Consider the following 16618-nt stretch of genomic DNA (forward strand, 5'->3'; position numbering starts at 1 on the left):
GCGCTATGTTCTCCGTCTGCTGGACTAAAGACAAGGAAAAGCCCGGCCTCTGGTCGCAAGCCGTTCACGTAAAACGGAAGCGGGATTATAGTTCCGGCCCGAAAAGTAGTACAATAGAATAAGCAAGGCGATGATGCTTTAAATCAGGAGGTACATAACGAATGAGCTACGAAACGTATTTTGCAGAGCGCCGGGAAGCGCAACTAAACGAACTGAAACAATTTCTGAGCATACCGAGCGTCTCAGCGTTGTCCGCCCATAAGAACGATATGCAGCAGGCAGCCACTTGGGTCGCCGACAAACTGAAGGAAGCGGGACTTGAAACGGTCGAAATTCATCAAACGGACGGCCATCCGATTGTATATGCGGAGCATTTGCAGGCGCCGGGAAAACCGACGGTTCTTGTCTACGGGCACTATGATGTACAGCCGGTCGATCCGCTTCATCTGTGGGATTCCCCACCTTTCGAACCCGAGGAGCGGGACGGAAAGCTTTACGCACGAGGCGCAACTGACGACAAGGGCCAGCTGTTCCTTCATATTAAAGCAGTCGAGGCGCTGCTCCGTGAGGAAGGCGCGTTGCCGGTTAACGTCAAGTTTTGCATTGAGGGCGAGGAAGAAATATCGAGCCCGAATTTACCCGGCTTTATGGACCGGAACAGCGACAAGCTGGCGGCCGATGTCGTGCTGATCTCCGACACTTCCCTGCTGGAGAAAGGCAAGCCTGCAATCTCTACCGGCCTGCGCGGGTTATGCTCGCTTGAAATCGCCATTCATACGGCGAATACCGACTTGCATTCCGGCACGTACGGCGGCGGCGTTCCGAACGCGCTGCATGCGATCGTTGAGCTGCTGGCTACGCTTCATGACAGCCAAGGAAAAGTTGCGGTCGATGGCTTCTACGAGGGCGTTCCCGAGCTTTCCGCAGCGATGCGTGAGGAGTTCGCCAAGCAGAACTTCAACGACGACAAGCTGCGCGAGAAGCTCGGTCTGGATGCGTTGTTCGGCGAGGAAGGCTACTCCTTCGTGGAGCGGACCGGCGCAAGGCCGACACTGGAGCTGAACGGCGTGTACGGCGGCTTTCAGGGTGAAGGCTCCAAAACGGTTATTCCGAAAGAAGCCCATGCGAAAATTACCTGCCGTCTGGTCGGCGACCAAGATCCGGCTTTGATGCTGGAGCGTATTGCCGATCATCTTCATCGGCATACGCCGCAAGGCGCGAAGCTGACTGTCGTGCCTGGCGAGAAAGCACGCGCTTTTAATATGGATCCTTCCCACCCGATGCTGCAAAAAGCAGCCGACGCCTACGAAAGCGTCTACGGTACGCGGGCGCTGTTTACAAAAGACGGCGGTTCGATTCCGATCGTCGAGACGTTCTCCCGCGTTCTGGGCGCGCCGGTCGTCATGATGGGCTTCGGTTTGCCGGATGAGAATCTGCATGCACCGAACGAGCATTTCAATCTGGAAAACTTCGATAAAGGGCTGCTGACGATCGTTCAATTTTTGAACCAGCTGTAACAGCCTCTGTATCGGCGGATGTCCGCTGCTTCGGCAGCCGGGCATCCGCTTTTTTTACGCAAAACCGCAGTGCCGGAAAATAGCATGAACTGTTATACTAAGGAGAAGCATGACATAGGAGGGACACCGTTGACAGCCATCATACTTGATCAAATTGCCGGCAAACTTCCCTTATGGGTGGAAGACAGCCGAAAATGCTCGTCCGAAGGACGGGTTGCTTCCTATATCCCCGAGCTTTCCAAAGCGCCAACCGAGGCGCTCGGCATCCATCTACTGGACGGCAGCGGCAGGTCCGCATCAGCCGGAGACTGCGGCCTTTCCTTTACGATGCAAAGCATATCGAAAGTATTTACGCTTATTCTCGCTCTAATAGAAAATGGCGAGGAAGCGGTTTTTCATAAAGTCGGCATGGAGCCGACCGGCGACAACTTCAACTCGATGCTCAAGCTCGAGCTCGTTCGGCCAGGCATTCCGTTTAATCCGCTCATTAATGCGGGCGCGATCGCGATATCCTCGCTGATCGGCGGACGAAATGCAGAGGAAAAATCGGCGCGCACACTCCAGTTCTTTCGTTCGCTTGCCGGCAACGACTCGCTGGAATGCGATGAGGACGTTCGGCGATCGGAGTCGGAGACGGCCAATTTGAACCGCTCAATGGCTTACCTGCTCAAAGATAATGGTGTGCTGGAGGGTGACGTAGAAGAGGTGCTGGCCGTTTATTTCCATCATTGCTCGATCAGCGTTACCTGTGCGGATCTGGCCCGCATGGCGCTGGTGCTTGCTTTTGACGGTGTGGACCCGATCAAGGGTGAACGGCTTATCCCGCGCCGCTACGTACAGATCGCCAAAACGTTCATGACGACCTGCGGCATGTACAACGCTTCCGGAGAATTCGCCATCCAAGTCGGTCTGCCGGCGAAAAGCGGCGTCTCGGGCGGTATTTTAACGCTCGTTCCCGGGCAATACGGTATTGGCGTCGTCGGTCCCGCATTGAATGCCAAAGGGAATAGTATCGCCGGCGTTCAGCTGCTCGAAACGATGTCCCGCGAGCTGGATTTGAGCATGTTCTAATACATGCCAGAGATGCTCTGTGCCGCGCGCAGCTCCAGGAGTGCGACGATATGCGCAGCGTAGCGGCTCGCAGATCGTCGCACTCTCTTTATTCATTGTGGATAAAATAAGGAAATGCAGGTATAATGTCCCTAACTAATAAACCGAAAGTAGGAGGAAGATCATTGTCGGGTAATAACAACTACGAAAATCAATACAACCATGCACCACCGCCGCCGCCCTATCCGCAGCAGCAGCAGCAGAAATGGACGCCGCCCCCTTACGCCCCAAAAACAAACGGCAAAGCGATTGCCGCTCTGGTGCTGGGCCTTTGCGCATTTTCCTTTATTTATGTAGGCTACATCATTGGCATTGTCGGTATCATTTTTAGCGCGTTAGCTCTCAAGGAGTTGAAGCACTCTGAACAGCAAGGCAGAGGGATGGCGATTGCCGGACTGGTAATCAACATTGTCGTCACGAGCCTTTACACCATTGCTGTCCTTATTTTTTTGATCATATTAATCATTGGCCTTAGCGGCGGGTACGAGAACGACTATTACTACAGCAATTATAATGTCGCCAGTAATCTGCTTTTATCGCTTCGCGCCTAGTTCTACGCCTGAAAAAAAAGCGCCTCGATCCTTTGCGAATTTATTTCCGCGAAGGATCGAGACGCTTTTTATATTCCTCGTTCATGCGTCCGCTTCTACCGTCCCGCCCCTACTCCCGTCAACGCTAAGCGCATTCGTTTGCAAAGAGTAAGTAAGACTAGACTTCCCGCATAAACTCTTCCAAATCTTTGTCCGCCTTTGATTGGTTGCACTCGTTGCAGGCGCAAACACAATTGTCGGGCGTCGTATGCCCGCCCTTGGCCCGCGGCAGCATATGGTCGATCGTATCGCCGTACTCTCCGCAGAAATAACAGGTATAACTGTCGCGGGTCAATATATACTTGCGAAAATCTTTATTGCTGAACAGCCGCCGGATCGTATGCCGGTTGACGACGACAGCTGCTCTCTCCTTCACCAGCGTCTCCGCTAGACCAAGATCGATTTCCTGATGCCAGCGTCTGCCTTTATCCGTTTTGCCCCGCATCCACACAGTCCCTTGACGCGTCGGACGCAGAAACGTGAAGTCGGTCGGCGAATGCGGAGTAGCCTTCGGCTGCGTTCTCGGCTTTGACGGCCGAACGGGCGCTTTCACGCGCGGCCGCTTCTTCTCGGCGCTGGGAGGGGCAGACTCCGCTTTCGGAGGGGCTGTCTGCACGGCGGCCGCCCCGGAAACCGCCGCCTTCCTCAGCTTGCGGCAGGACCGGCAGGCGCCGCGCCGCGAGTCGGCTCCCGACCGCCGGCCAGTACGGCGCAAAAATTCGCCGATTGGCTTGCGCTGATTGCAATGCGCGCATTGTTTATAGGTTTGTTGTTCGGTATCAGCCATTTTCATCCGGGCTACCTGTCGCCCTGTCGTCACCTCAAGTTCTATCATGATCGCAATGATAAGCCTTTACTCTAAAGCTTCGTCCGGTAAATCGGCTTGTTTTCCAATCCGCGAATAGACGGCGTCCATGGCTCGGTCTGCGGTGTCGTATCAAGCGCATCCTCAACCATTTGCAGCTTTGCGTCCATCGCGTCGATATAGTGCAGAGCAACCGCCTCGGCCGTCTGCGGCTGAACCGGACTTCCCCATTCCCCCAGATTGTGATGGGACAATACGAGATGCCGCAGCCCGATGACCTTCTCCGATTCGATATCAATGCCAAGCGCTAGAGCGGCCTCTGTAATCCAGCCGGAAGCAATCGAGATATGGCCAATCAGCTTGCCTTGCAAACTATAATCGGTTACGATGCCTAGCTCCGCAATCATCTCTTCCGGCTTGGCGATATCGTGCAAGATAATGCCTGCCTTAAGCAGATCGGCATTCAGAAACGGGCGCTGGCGGCAAAGAAATTCGCCGATTTCCAGCATTCTTGCCATATGGTAGGCCAAACCGGCAAAATACGCGTGATGATACGTCTTGGCGGCCGGATAATGGTTCAGCTTATCGCCTGCTTTGGATACGCAATAATCGACGATGCTTCGTATTTCCTCGTCCGCTATGCTAAGCTTCGCCTGATTGATCGCGTGGAGCAGATCGACGGGTGCAATCGGCGCGGAACGGATGAAATCGGTTAGCGCGACGCCGTCCTCCGGCTCAGCCGGCCGCATCCGAATAATTTTAATTTGCAGCTTCTCGCGGTAAGTCTGTACCACGCCCTGCACCTTTACCAGTCCCATTGGAAAAAACGTTTCTTTATCGGTCGGCGTCACGTCCCAAAACTTTGCCGCCATTTGGCCGCTGGCATCACAAAGCACAATATCGAAGTAATCTCGCGGAGTCGTCCCGTTGGTCAGCTTGACCTCCAACTCCTTCAGTAAATAATAGCCGGTAAAATCGTCCTGATTCGTCAGTTGTTTGATCAGCGTCATTCGGTTGCCCCTCTTCTCCCCAGTAAAGCGTATATATTTCCATTATACAACGGAATGGCGCTCCGTGACGCACCCATTTCGGCCAAGACGCTCAGCGCATAAAAAAATCCTGGCAGCGGGCCGCTGCCAGGATCGGGTCTGTGAAAGTCGTTCCGTTCATTCAATGAAGGCTATTCGAACAGCTGCCCTTCATCTACAGGCGAAACAGGAGCGTTGTCCCGATGCGATTGAATAAATTCATTTGCCTTGTACAGCATATCGGCCGCTTCCTCGCGGGTTAGCACCTGCTGCGGATGAAACCGTCCATCCTTGTCGAGCGAGGCGAGCTTATACAAGAGCGCTCTTTGAACCGTTCCTTGGTAGGACGTCTCGATATCCTGCTCGTCGGAGATCGAAATATACATTTTTATAAGCGGGTATTGCCCGGTTTTCTCTATCGCCTGCACTAAATAATGTGTGAACTGCTCTCTTGTAATCGCTGCGTTCGGGTCGATATCCTTCGGGATATCAAGTCCGTTATAGTGCGCAATAATGAAAGAGTCCGCGTACCAAGCGTCGTTTTTGACGCGAGTATAGAAACCGTCGGCCGTTGGCGCTTTCTTGAAGGAAATAGCCGCCAAACTAATTTCTGTCGTCTTGACGATGAGGGAAACGCCTTGCCCCGCCGTTAACTGTTCTTCCGGCTGAAATTCGGTTTTGGACACCCCTTTTACAATGCCCGCTTCCTGCAGCGCTTCAATCTGCGTTCTATATTTCGAATGGGCAATATCTTGAAAGGTTGATGCGGCAAAGGTTGACGCCGGATATACGGCGGCTGCCAGCAGAGCTGCGGACAGGACTGCGACTGCGATCTGTTTTTTCATGTTGATTTCCTCCTTTAACAATGCTGACAAATGGCTGTTGTGACTTTATGAACGCAGGAGAAAAGCGGAAGGTTGCAGTGTCTCAGCTGATTTCCGACTTATGCTGCCTATCATTAAACGTGAACCGGTTCTGTCGTCCTTTGCTGAACGCTTAGTCTGTCGAGCGTCCGGCGAACGCCGGCCTTTACCGCTCCCGTCGTTAACCCGAGCTTCGCAGCCATTTCCTTGTTTGTCTTGCCCATTGACATCAGACGGAAAATTTCCTTATCCGTTTCGTCCGTTTCCTTTTCTTCTAACAGCCAAGCTTGACCGCTCCCAGCCCCGTTTCCGAAGGCATCGTTCAGTCTTCTTGCAAACTCGATTTGCATAAGCAACTGCTCCAGCCATTCTGGCTTCATCGCTTCAAACGCGCCTTTCATTCCGTTGTGCTCCATATAGATCATTGCCTTCACGCTGCCTTGCCGAACGGCCGGCAAACAATAAACCGATCGCAATCCGGCCTTCATCGCCTGGCGGTCTCCGGCAAACATGCCCTCCCGGTATGCGTCATTAAGCGTCAAAGGTCGCTTCAACTTAGCCGCATGAAGCGCAACGGACGCATTCACCTCGCCGCATTCGGCAAGCGGCAGTTGACGGCTCTCGCAGCCTTTGTCGCCGCACACTGCGTCAACCATCCAATTTCCGTCGACCTCGAACAGCAGCGCCGCTTTTTCCGCTCCCGCTGCTTCCATCGCCAGCGTCAGCCTGCCGTATAACCATTCCTTCGAGAAAACCGTTGCCAATGAGAAATCGGAGGCGATAGCAGCAGCTGCATGCTTACCGCCAGCGGGTGCCTCGTCGATCGATCCGCCGCTGCCGACTGGCAGCCAATCGGTATATTTAGCTCGCATATCGGCCGTTTTCGCAAAAGCTCCCCATCGTTCATAGCATTCGACGGCTCGTATCATATACATGCCCGCAATACGTCCATTGCCCTTGCCGGCGTAAAGCTTGGCGGCCAGCTCGTACGCCAAACCTTCCGCCTGCAAGCATTCGTGGTCATGTGACAAACGTACGGCTTCGTTATAAAGCTCAAGCGCTTTCTCGTAGCTTCCGTCCAGACGGGCCTCTTCCGCTTTCACTAGCATCGCGTAATGTAGAAAGTTGTCGGGCCCTTTCAAGGCCCACCGCAGCAGCTTGCGACTATATTTCTTCATTTGCCTTCGTTCCGTAAATGAAAGTTCATCCCAAGCGGCTGCGATCGACAGCGCGGCAAACGCATGATGCTGCGGCAAGTATGGCGAATGAGAGGCGTAAGCCGCATACTCTTCCGCTTGCTTGGCGCACGACGCAGCCGCCGCATAATGGCCGAAAAAGTAGTAGATTTGCATTTTCAGCGTATAGAATAGAAAGCGCATTCTCCCTGTTTGACCGGCATCGGCAGCGTTCCCCGCAGACGGCTCGTTCAACCAGTCTCCGCCTGCTGTAACGCTGTTCATCAGAGGATCCTGCAATCGCTTTGCCCACTGCAGATAAAGCCCAGTATTGCGGGATGCCGTTTCAATTCCCAGCCGCTCTGCAGCATTCAAGAAGGAGCGTCCTCCGGAGACAACCTCCGTCAGCTTCCCTTGCGCGAACAGATGATCCATCTTAAGCCCAATCGCCCTGCCCGCATGCTCATAGCGTCCTGAATCCAGCATGAGATTGAAAGCCGCATTCAAATGTCCGTCCCCTTCGCGATAATGTCTGACCCAAGGGGAAATCGTTCCCGCAAATACAATGTAGGCCAATCCTCGGGACTGAGAGGAACCGCCGCGATCGGCGAGAATGACGGCTAATCGTCCAAGCCGGTACGCCATTCCGTAATCGTCCAGGGCATGTCCCAGTTGCATGCCGAATACGGCCATGACGACGGGCGCTGCCGGCGTTGTTCCGCGATTTAGAATCAGGCTGACGGAATGAGCGGCAAGCAGCGAGAACAAATGGCAGTTCTCGTTATAAGCGGACGGAAGAATGGACAACACGATCTCCACTGCAGAGGCCGTTTCTTCATCCGCTTGCGGCAGTCCGGCCAGCGTCTCGATCCGTCCCGCCAGCTTTTTACGGACGCGCTTCAGCTCAACGGCAGCCATTATTCGATTCGGCTTCTCCGGCAATCGCACGCCGGCCTCATCCAGCGCTTCCAGACCGCGCTTAAGCGCCTCGGACGGCTTGCCGCTGCCGAGCAGAAGTTCGATTAAAGCCCGGTAAACAGCAGCCCTATCCTTCCAAGGCACCGCTTCACGGAGCATCCCCTCAAGCTGCGAACGAGCCTCCTGCTCATGACCGCATAGCCATTCGCAGCGCGCACGTTTTAACGTTAAGCTGAATATGAAGCGATCCGCTATCCCCGGATCTCCTTCCGGCAAGCAAGCAATTGCTTGGTTGTAAAATCGGAGCGCGGCGTCATAAGCGAAAGCTCGCAGCGCCTTGTCTCCTGCCTTAAGAAACATGCGCGAATAGTCTGTCCGCTCTTGCGCACGGCTGATCAGCTCAGCGCTATTCGCCAAATGATCAGCCGCTCGAAGCAACGGCTCACCGGTTTCGTCCGGTCCGATACGCTGCAGCATTTCACGGCCGAAAGTGAAATGCGTGAACTGTTTTCTCTCCTGATCCATCAAATCGTAAACGGCCTGACGGAACGACGGGTGAGTAAACCGGCAGCTTTCTTCCGCCTCGGCGCTTTTCCCTGCGGGCGTGATCCATCCCCTCTGTACAGCGAGCATGATCAGCTCCTGCGTCTTAGGAACGGTGTACCCCGCGACCGCAGCGGCTTCTCTCGGTCGGAAGCTGCTGCTCAGGCAGGAAGCGGCGAACAGCAGCTCAATCAGTTCCTCAGGCAACTGCTTCAGTCTCTTTTCCAAATAAACCGGCAGCTTTCTAACTACCGGCAGCCGCGAAAGCGGACCTGCAAGACACTTCCACTCCAGCTCCGTCTCGTTCCAGATGAGCCATGGTTCTCCATCGGCGCCATTATCCGCAAGCAGCAGCGTCAGCGTCAGCGGATTGCCGCCGCTCTTCTCGTGCAGGATGACCGCTGCCTCCTCGCATTGTTCCTGCTCGCATTCAAGCGACTCCATAAGCAGCTCTTCAATATCTGTCGCAGACAGAGGCCTAAGCTTTAGCATGCGAGCCTCCGCATCCATCGCCCAATACGGCTCAAAATCACATTCGTCGCTTAGCGCATCCGTTCCCATGTCTCGGTAAGCGAAGATCAGGAGTAAATGACTGCTTTCCGGATCGGTGGCGATCCATTTCAGCAAAGAACGCGATGCCGGGTCCGCCCACTGCCAATCATCGAAAAACAAGACAAGCGGACGATTCGAATCCGCAAACGCTTGAACGAATTTGCGAAACGTCCCGCGAAACCTTCCTCGGAGATATTCAACATCGAAGTGATCGTCCTTGGTTTCGCCGGCTGCAAAAACATCCAGCTCCGGCAGCCAGTCGGCAAGGACCGCATCTCCTTGAAGAGCGGCCAGTTCCGTGCGAAATCGCTTCAGCTCGCTTTCCGGCCCGCTCAGCAGCCGCGCGGCCGCACTCCGGAATGCTTCGATAACCGGTAAATACGGCAACTCTCGCTCCGACCGGTCGAATGTCCCTCTGACAACGAAGGCATTCTCATTCGCCATTTGTGTCAAGGCGTCCTCGGCCAAAGCCGTCTTTCCGGCGCCCTGCTCTCCCGTAATGAATACGGTCTCGGTAGAGCCTAAGCCTGCCTTGAGGTACGCGCTCCGCAACGCATGGCTTTCCTTCTCCCTGCCAACTAGCCGATCGGGCATCTCAATCCGTTCGCCTTGGCTTATTCTGGCCTCAGACGGCACAGAGAAAGAACCGCCGTCCGCCGGCTCTCCTTCCGTCAAGCAGCGACTCAACTCGCGAACAAGCAAATCAGCGCTTCCGTACCGGTTCTCCGGCGCCTTCTCTAAAAGCCTCATTACCAAACGCGTTACAGACGGAGGCATCGTCGGGTTAAGCCGGTCCAACCGGTTTGACCTCACTTCGAACGGGAGTCTCCTTGTTTGCAAGCGGCTGTCTTCCGGCTGCGGAAGCCGTCCCGTGAGCAGCTCGTAGAGCAGCACCCCTATCGCATACAAATCCGAGCGTTCGTCGGAGGGAGCGCTCGCTCTAGCCATCCGTTCGGGCGCGGTGTAAGCCCATTTCTCGGCCGCCGGAACGGCGTCGTAATTTTTATCTACGAAACGAATATTTAGCGATTCCGGATCAATAACGAAGCAGTCGAGCGTAATGCCTCTGCGAACGCCAGCGGCCGCACGCCAGTCGCCGAGCCGCTCAACGAGCTGAATCGCAATGCGCAAAAACAGCTGCAGCCGCGAGCGCTCGAATACGCCGAAATGACGAAGCGGCACCTCCCCCGGCAGCTTCGCGCCTCTGATCGGCTTTGTGAAACGGTCCTTCCTGATTGAATCGTCACAATACACCTTAAAACGCCTCCAAACTAACATTGGCTCTATTTTATAATTAATTTCCTCTTTTTTCTATTCCATTTGCTTCAAAAATGGTAAATGAATATAACAGATGTAATTTTATATCGGAAGATTGTCGGATTGGCCTAAGCGAAAGATAAAAAAAGAGCAGACTCGCCCTCCCCCATGAAGGATCGCCTTGCTTTTTTTCCTTTTGTCGAAATAGGTCTGTTGAATTTTAGCGAAATAGGGCATAATAAAGACGGAATCTGCGCGAATGATAGCGTAATCAATCTATTTTCAAGATAATATTGATACATAATCGTTATTTAAGTTATGAGGCCTTTTTATACTATAATGGTTGTATATGAATGTTCTAATTTCCGTCCATGAACTTCAAAATCCGTAAGACGGAGGTATCTGTCGATGTCAGCTGGCAATGAGCAAAAGCTTGACCCTTGGGCGTCTTATTACGGGCCCAACCTTGGATATGTACAAGAGCAATATGAACTTTACAAACAAAATCCTGAATCCGTAGTACCTGAATACCGCGAGCTGTTCGCCCGTCATGGCGAGCCTCCACAATACGCAGGGCAGCCTTCCGGCCCTGTAATTAGCGCATCTGGAGCAGCGCAAGTCGATGCTAAAGTGCTGCAAAATCTGGTTGCTGCAGGCAAATACGTTTGGAACATCCGCGCATTCGGCCATCTGGCCGCCGATATCGATCCGCTCGACATCGGTCCGAAATCGAACACCACGATGCTGGACGCGGCTACCTACGGCTTGACGCAAGCCGACCTTGAGGCGTTGCCGGCCGAGCTTGTCTGGACGAAAGCTCCTGCCGACGTAAAGAACGGTTACGAAGCGATCGAGAAGCTTCGCAAAGCATATACGGGTTCTATCGCTTTTGAATTCAGTCACGTTCACAACGAAGAAGAACGTTTGTGGCTGAAACAGAAAGCCGAGAAGGAACTGCCGAAAACTTCCCTTAAACCGGAAGAGAGCAAGAAGCTGTTGAAACGACTGTTCGAAGCCGAGCAGTTCGAAGACTTCCTTCAGCGCACGTTTGTCGGCGCGAAACGCTTCTCCGTCGAGGGCAACGACGTGCTCGTCGCGCTGGTAGACGAAATCGTTCAAGATCTGGCAAACGACGGCGCTTCGAATATTTTGCTCGGCATGGCTCACCGCGGTCGCCTGAACATTTTGGCGCATGTACTGAACAAGCCGTACAGCAAAATTTTCTCCGAGTTCCATCATTCGCCGAACAAGCGTCTCATTCCGTCCGAAGGCTCTATCGGCATCAATTACGGATGGACCGGCGACGTGAAATACCACTTGGGCGCCAACCGCTCGTTCAAAACGGGCGAAACGGTTGAGACACGCATTACGCTTGCGAACAACCCGAGCCACTTGGAATACGTCAATCCAGTTGTTGAGGGCTTCACCCGCGCGGCGCAAGACGATCGCAGCAAGCCTGGATATCCGGTGCAAAACCTTGATGCGGCAGCCACAATCGTTATTCATGGCGATGCGGCGTTCCCTGGCGAGGGCATTGTAGCGGAAACGCTCAATCTGGCTCAGTTGAACGGCTATAAGCACGGAGGCACGCTTCACATTATCGCTAACAACCGGATCGGCTTCACAACAGAAAGCCACGATTCCCGTTCGACGCATTACGCGAGCGATGTGGCGAAGGGCTATGAAATCCCGATCGTTCATGTGAACGCTGACGATCCAGCAGCCGTTATCGCCGTTGCCCGTATGGCAAGCGAATATCGGACGGTGTTCAAGAAGGACTTCCTGATCGACTTGATCGGCTACCGCAAATACGGCCACAACGAGACGGACGATCCAGAAACGACTCAACCGCTTATCTATAAAAAAGTGAAAGCTCACCCTACGGTAAGCCGCATTTATACCGATAAATTGGTAGCTGCAGGCACGATCGTCGAAGCGGAAGCCGAAGCGATTAAACAAGAGGTCGTCGAAAAGCTGAAAGCCGCTTACGAGGAAATGAAGCAAAACAACGGCCAAGAGCCGGTTCATCAAACGAAGGAGCCTTCGGCCGAGCAGCCTGCCGGCATTGCGATTCAGCCGGTGTCGCTCGAACAGCTTCGCGAGATCAATACCGAATTGCTGCGCTGGCCGGAAACCTTCTCCGTATATCCGAAGCTTAAGCGCATTTTGGAACGCCGCGCTACCGCTTTCGAGGAAGGCGAGAAAATCGACTGGGCGCATGCCGAGACGCTCGCTTTCGCTACGATTCTGGCAGAAGGCAAACCGATCCGCATTACCGGCCAGGATGCCGAGCGTGCAACGTTCGCTCATCGCAACCTTGTGCTTCACGATGCGCAGACCGGTGAGACGTTCAGCCCGCTGCACCAGATTCCGCAAGTGAAAGCTTCGTTCGCCATTCACAACAGCCCGCTGTCCGAAGCAGCTGTTCTTGGATTCGAATACGGCTATAACGTTTACTCGCCAGAGACACTTGTCATCTGGGAAGCGCAATTCGGCGACTTCGTGAACGTCGCGCAAGTACTGATCGACCAGTTCATCGCTGCCGGCCGTTCGAAATGGCATCAAAAATCGAGTCTGGTCATGCTGCTCCCACATGGCTACGAAGGCCAGGGGCCCGAGCATTCCAGCGGACGTCTGGAGCGCTTCCTGCAGCTGTCCGGCGAAGAAAATTGGACCGTCGCGAACTTGTCCAGCGCCGCTCAGTATTATCACTTGCTGCGCCGTCAAGCGTCGATTACGGAAACGGAAGAAGCTCGTCCGCTGATCGTTATGGCGCCTAAGAGCCTGATCCGTAACCCGCGCGTCGCATCGAAGGCTTCTGATTTCGCCGAAGGCTCGTTCCAAACCGTATTGGAGCAGCCGGGTCTTGGTGCGCGTCCGGATCGTGTCGAGCGTCTCGTACTCGCAACTGGCAAAGTGGCCATCGATATCGAGGAAGCAATCGAGAAGGACGAGAGCGAGGATAAAGATTGGCTGCATGTCGTCCGCGTCGAACAGCTTTATCCGTTCCCGGACAAAGAAATCGCAGCCATCATCGCCCGCTTCCCGAACTTGCAGGAAATCGTCTGGGTTCAGGAAGAACCGCAAAACATGGGCTCTTGGAGCTTCATGGAACCGCGTATTCGCAAAATCGCGCCAAGCGGCGTCAGCGTAAGCTACATTGGCCGTCCAGAACGCGCAAGTACGGCAAGCGGCTTCCAGCAAGTCCATGCGTTCGAGCAGCAACATATTTTAATGCAAACGTTAAAGCATAGTCCGTCACTGACATACAATTCGGGGAGGTAGTCGCAAGTGCAACAAATTATCGTACCAGCCATGGGCGAATCCATCACGGAAGGCACCATTTCTAAATGGGTCGTTAAAGTAGGGGATGCCGTAAAACAAGGCGACGTGCTCCTGGAGCTTGAAACCGACAAAGTCAACATCGAAATTAGCGCTGAGCAAGACGGCGTACTGCAAGAAATTACTCGCAACGAAGGCGATACCGTACAAATCGGCGAAGTCATCGGCAGCATCGCGGAAGGCGGCGCAGCGGCTCCAGCTCCTGCGGCCGCACCTGCCGCGGAACCAGCTAAAGCGGCGGCAGCCGCTCCAGCGCCAGCAGCACCTGCGGCGACTCCGGCTCCTGCAGCAGACGCGAAAGGCGGACAGATCAACGCATCTCCTGCCGCTCGCAAACTGGCTCGCGAAAAAGGCATCGATCTTTCGCAAGCACAAAACTCGTTAAGCCGCGTAAGTTCAGACGATGTACGTTCGGCGGGCCAACAGCCTGCTGCCGCTCCAGCGGCAGCGCCGGCTGCGAAGCCAGCGCAACCGGCATTCACATCGAACAAGCCTTACGAGCGCAAAAAAATGTCCCGTCGCCGCGCTACGATCGCTAACCGTCTCGTAGAAGCGCAAAGAACGGCAGCGATGCTGACGACCTTCAACGAAGTTGATATGACGGCCATTATGGATGTGCGCAAACGCCGTAAAGATGCATTTGTGAAAAAACATGACGTCGGTCTCGGCTTTATGTCCTTCTTCACAAAAGCTGTTGTCGGCGCGCTGAAAGAATTCCCGCTGCTGAACGCAGAAATCGACGGCGACGATATTATCGCTAAGCAATACTACGATATCGGTATCGCCGTATCGGCGAAAGAAGGCTTGGTCGTGCCGGTCGTACGTGACGCCGACCGTTTGAGCTTCGCTGAAATCGAGAAGCAAATCGTCGATCTGGCAGGGAAGGCTCGCAACAATACGCTCGGTCTCGCTGAGCTGCAAGGCGGCACGTTCACGATCACGAACGGCGGCACCTTCGGTTCCCTGCTCTCGACGCCAATTCTGAACGCTCCGCAAGTCGGCATTCTGGGTATGCACAAAATTCAGCTTCGTCCGGTTGCGATCGACGCAGAACGTTCCGAGAACCGTCCGATGATGTACATCGCATTGACTTACGATCACCGAATTGTAGACGGCGCCGAAGCGGTTCGCTTCCTCGTCAAAGTAAAAGAAATGCTTGAAGATCCAGAAACGCTGCTCCTCGAGGGCTAATCGTTTCTTCTATAACAGGGCTGTCTCGAAACGAATTTGGACAGCTCCTGGAAATGGCGGTGCAGGGAAATCATCCCGCACCGCCATTTTTTGTTTGTTTTTCAATTACGGCTCAGGACCGAAATCATCTAATCGACAACGCCGACTCTCTCCAGTTCCCCGTTTGTATTCTTTAAGCGACATCCGGCTTTGTTGCCTTCCGTGCCTTCTCCAAAGCAGCCATTGCTGCCAGTCCTGCCGTATTCAGCACATTCCAAGGCTTGTTGTAGTGCGGTTGGAAGAAGAAATCGACAAAAGCAAGCTCCTTCACCGTCATTCGATTATGAATGCACACCGACAACGTATTGGCGGCTTGCGTCATATCCGCTTTCGACATCACCTGCGCGCCGACGATTCTGCCATTCGTTTCAAATACAAGCTTCACCATGACATTTTCGTACGTCGGCATAAATTCAGGTCTATTTTGCTCATTGATTGTGATAGTTTTCACATTCATTCCCGCAGCAAGCGCCGCCGCCTCTGTCATGCCGGTCGATGCGATGTTCCAATCAAACAGCTTGATCGCCGAAGTGCCCTGCGTACCCGTATAGGGAACAATTGGCTCCAATAAGTTCAATCCGACCAGCGTTCCCATACGCACAGCATTCGTTGCTAGCGGAATATAAGCATCCTTACCTGTCGGGTTGTACCGCACTGCGCAGCTGTCCCCTGCCGCAAGCACATCAGGATGGCTTGTGCGCATGTATTCGTCAACGACTAATGCGCCACCTGGAAGCATCTCGAGCTGTCCTTTAAATAAATCCGTTCCCGGCCGGAAGCCGATGCACAGCACAACCATATCTGTAGTCAAGTTGCCTTTCGTTGTCCGAACCTCGCGAACTTTTCCATTCTCGCCCCCAAAGCCGGTAACTGTTCTTCCAAGCGCCAGTCTTACGCCTTTCCGCAACAGTTCCGTTTCCGCCAAGTCGGTAAATTCCCGATCCAAGTATTTCGCCATCACGCTGTTCATATTATCAATCAGAGTAACCTGCTTCCCTTGATCCCGGAAAGCTTCAACCAGCTCGATTCCAATATAACCGGCGCCGACGACCGTTATATGCTGCGCGTCCGTCGCCCGCTCGATGATCTCCTTCGCATGCCCGTAGTTTTTGCAAAGCTGAATATTATCGAGCTCAATTCCTTCCATCTGAGGCACAATCGGCCACGAACCCGTCGTTACCACAAGCTTGTCAAAGTCATCCTCCACCAGTTCTCCGGTTTCCAGATTGCGGGCCTTCAGCGTTTTCGCCTTTGTATTGACTTCCAGCACATCATGACGCATTCGCGTATGAATGCCCATGCCAGCCAGCTGCTCCGGATTGCTGTAAAACAGCTCTTCTGCGTTTTTTACGACCCCGCCGACATGCAGTGCAATACCGCACGATAAGAACGAGATGTTGTCATTGCGTTCGTAGACAGTCACTTTCGCTTGCGGATGTTGCTCGGCGATTGTTTTTACCGCGGCCGTTCCTGCATGGGTGCATCCAATTACTGCAATTTTTAAAGTCATGATGATAGCCTCCTCATTTTAAGTTGTGAAAAGAATCACAATGTTGTGTAAAAAAAGATCTTATCTACTTCCTGTGCCATCCTTTACGATACGCAGGCTCTCTCCATCCTGTTGATCTTTTGCTCTTTGTCAACTTTGTGATTTAAATCACAATCATTTGATATTTATTATCTTACTC

General features: G+C 53.6%; 10 protein-coding genes. 5 read left to right on the forward strand and 5 right to left on the reverse strand.

What is annotated here, in order from left to right; all coding sequences use genetic code 11:
• Positions 1-161 precede the first annotated feature (161 nt).
• From ACFVTB_RS06495 to ACFVTB_RS06505, 3 genes are all read left to right on the forward strand, one after another.
• A complete protein-coding gene (locus tag ACFVTB_RS06495; RefSeq protein WP_387746553.1) occupies positions 162-1517 on the forward strand; it encodes a dipeptidase in 1356 nt (451 codons plus the stop codon).
• 129 nt (positions 1518-1646) lie between these two features.
• Positions 1647-2588 (forward strand): glutaminase A, encoded by a 942-nt coding sequence (glsA, locus tag ACFVTB_RS06500; protein ID WP_387746555.1) that lies wholly within the window; start codon positions 1647-1649, stop codon positions 2586-2588.
• Between the two features lie 164 nt (positions 2589-2752).
• Entirely contained in the window at positions 2753-3178 is a 426-nt protein-coding gene (locus ACFVTB_RS06505; protein ID WP_387746557.1) for a DUF4190 domain-containing protein, read from the forward strand.
• Positions 3179-3335: 157 nt separating this feature from the next.
• On the opposite strand, the gene ACFVTB_RS06510 is transcribed toward ACFVTB_RS06505, so the two are convergent.
• The 4 genes from ACFVTB_RS06510 to ACFVTB_RS06525 form a co-directional block, all read right to left on the reverse strand.
• Positions 3336-4010 carry an HNH endonuclease gene (locus ACFVTB_RS06510; protein ID WP_387746559.1) on the reverse strand — a complete coding sequence of 225 codons (675 nt, stop codon included), beginning with the start codon at positions 4008-4010 and terminating at the stop codon, positions 3336-3338.
• Positions 4011-4075: 65 nt separating this feature from the next.
• A complete protein-coding gene (locus tag ACFVTB_RS06515) occupies positions 4076-5032 on the reverse strand; it encodes a 3'-5' exoribonuclease YhaM family protein (protein ID WP_387746561.1) in 957 nt (318 codons plus the stop codon).
• 170 nt (positions 5033-5202) lie between these two features.
• Positions 5203-5895, reverse strand: coding sequence for an S-layer homology domain-containing protein (locus tag ACFVTB_RS06520; RefSeq protein WP_387746563.1), 693 nt, complete (start codon positions 5893-5895; stop codon positions 5203-5205).
• A gap of 113 nt (positions 5896-6008) precedes the next feature.
• Positions 6009-10355 carry a helix-turn-helix transcriptional regulator gene (locus ACFVTB_RS06525; RefSeq protein WP_387746565.1) on the reverse strand — a complete coding sequence of 1449 codons (4347 nt, stop codon included), beginning with the start codon at positions 10353-10355 and terminating at the stop codon, positions 6009-6011.
• A gap of 411 nt (positions 10356-10766) precedes the next feature.
• Here ACFVTB_RS06525 and ACFVTB_RS06530 point away from each other — a divergent pair, with 411 nt between their 5' ends.
• Together ACFVTB_RS06530 and odhB are read left to right on the forward strand one after the other, a co-directional pair.
• Positions 10767-13643, forward strand: coding sequence for a 2-oxoglutarate dehydrogenase E1 component (locus ACFVTB_RS06530; protein ID WP_387746567.1), 2877 nt, complete (start codon positions 10767-10769; stop codon positions 13641-13643).
• 6 nt (positions 13644-13649) lie between these two features.
• Positions 13650-14891, forward strand: coding sequence for a 2-oxoglutarate dehydrogenase complex dihydrolipoyllysine-residue succinyltransferase (odhB, locus tag ACFVTB_RS06535; protein ID WP_387746569.1), 1242 nt, complete (start codon positions 13650-13652; stop codon positions 14889-14891).
• 172 nt (positions 14892-15063) lie between these two features.
• On the opposite strand, the gene ACFVTB_RS06540 is transcribed toward odhB, so the two are convergent.
• The gene (locus tag ACFVTB_RS06540) at positions 15064-16440 is read right to left on the reverse strand and encodes an FAD-dependent oxidoreductase (RefSeq protein WP_387746571.1); all 1377 of its coding nucleotides are present in this window, start codon (positions 16438-16440) and stop codon (positions 15064-15066) included.
• Positions 16441-16618: the final 178 nt, after the last annotated feature.

Origin of the sequence: Paenibacillus sp. NPDC058071 (assembly GCF_042885235.1) — a bacterium.
Classification (GTDB): Bacteria; Bacillota; Bacilli; order Paenibacillales; family Paenibacillaceae; genus Pristimantibacillus.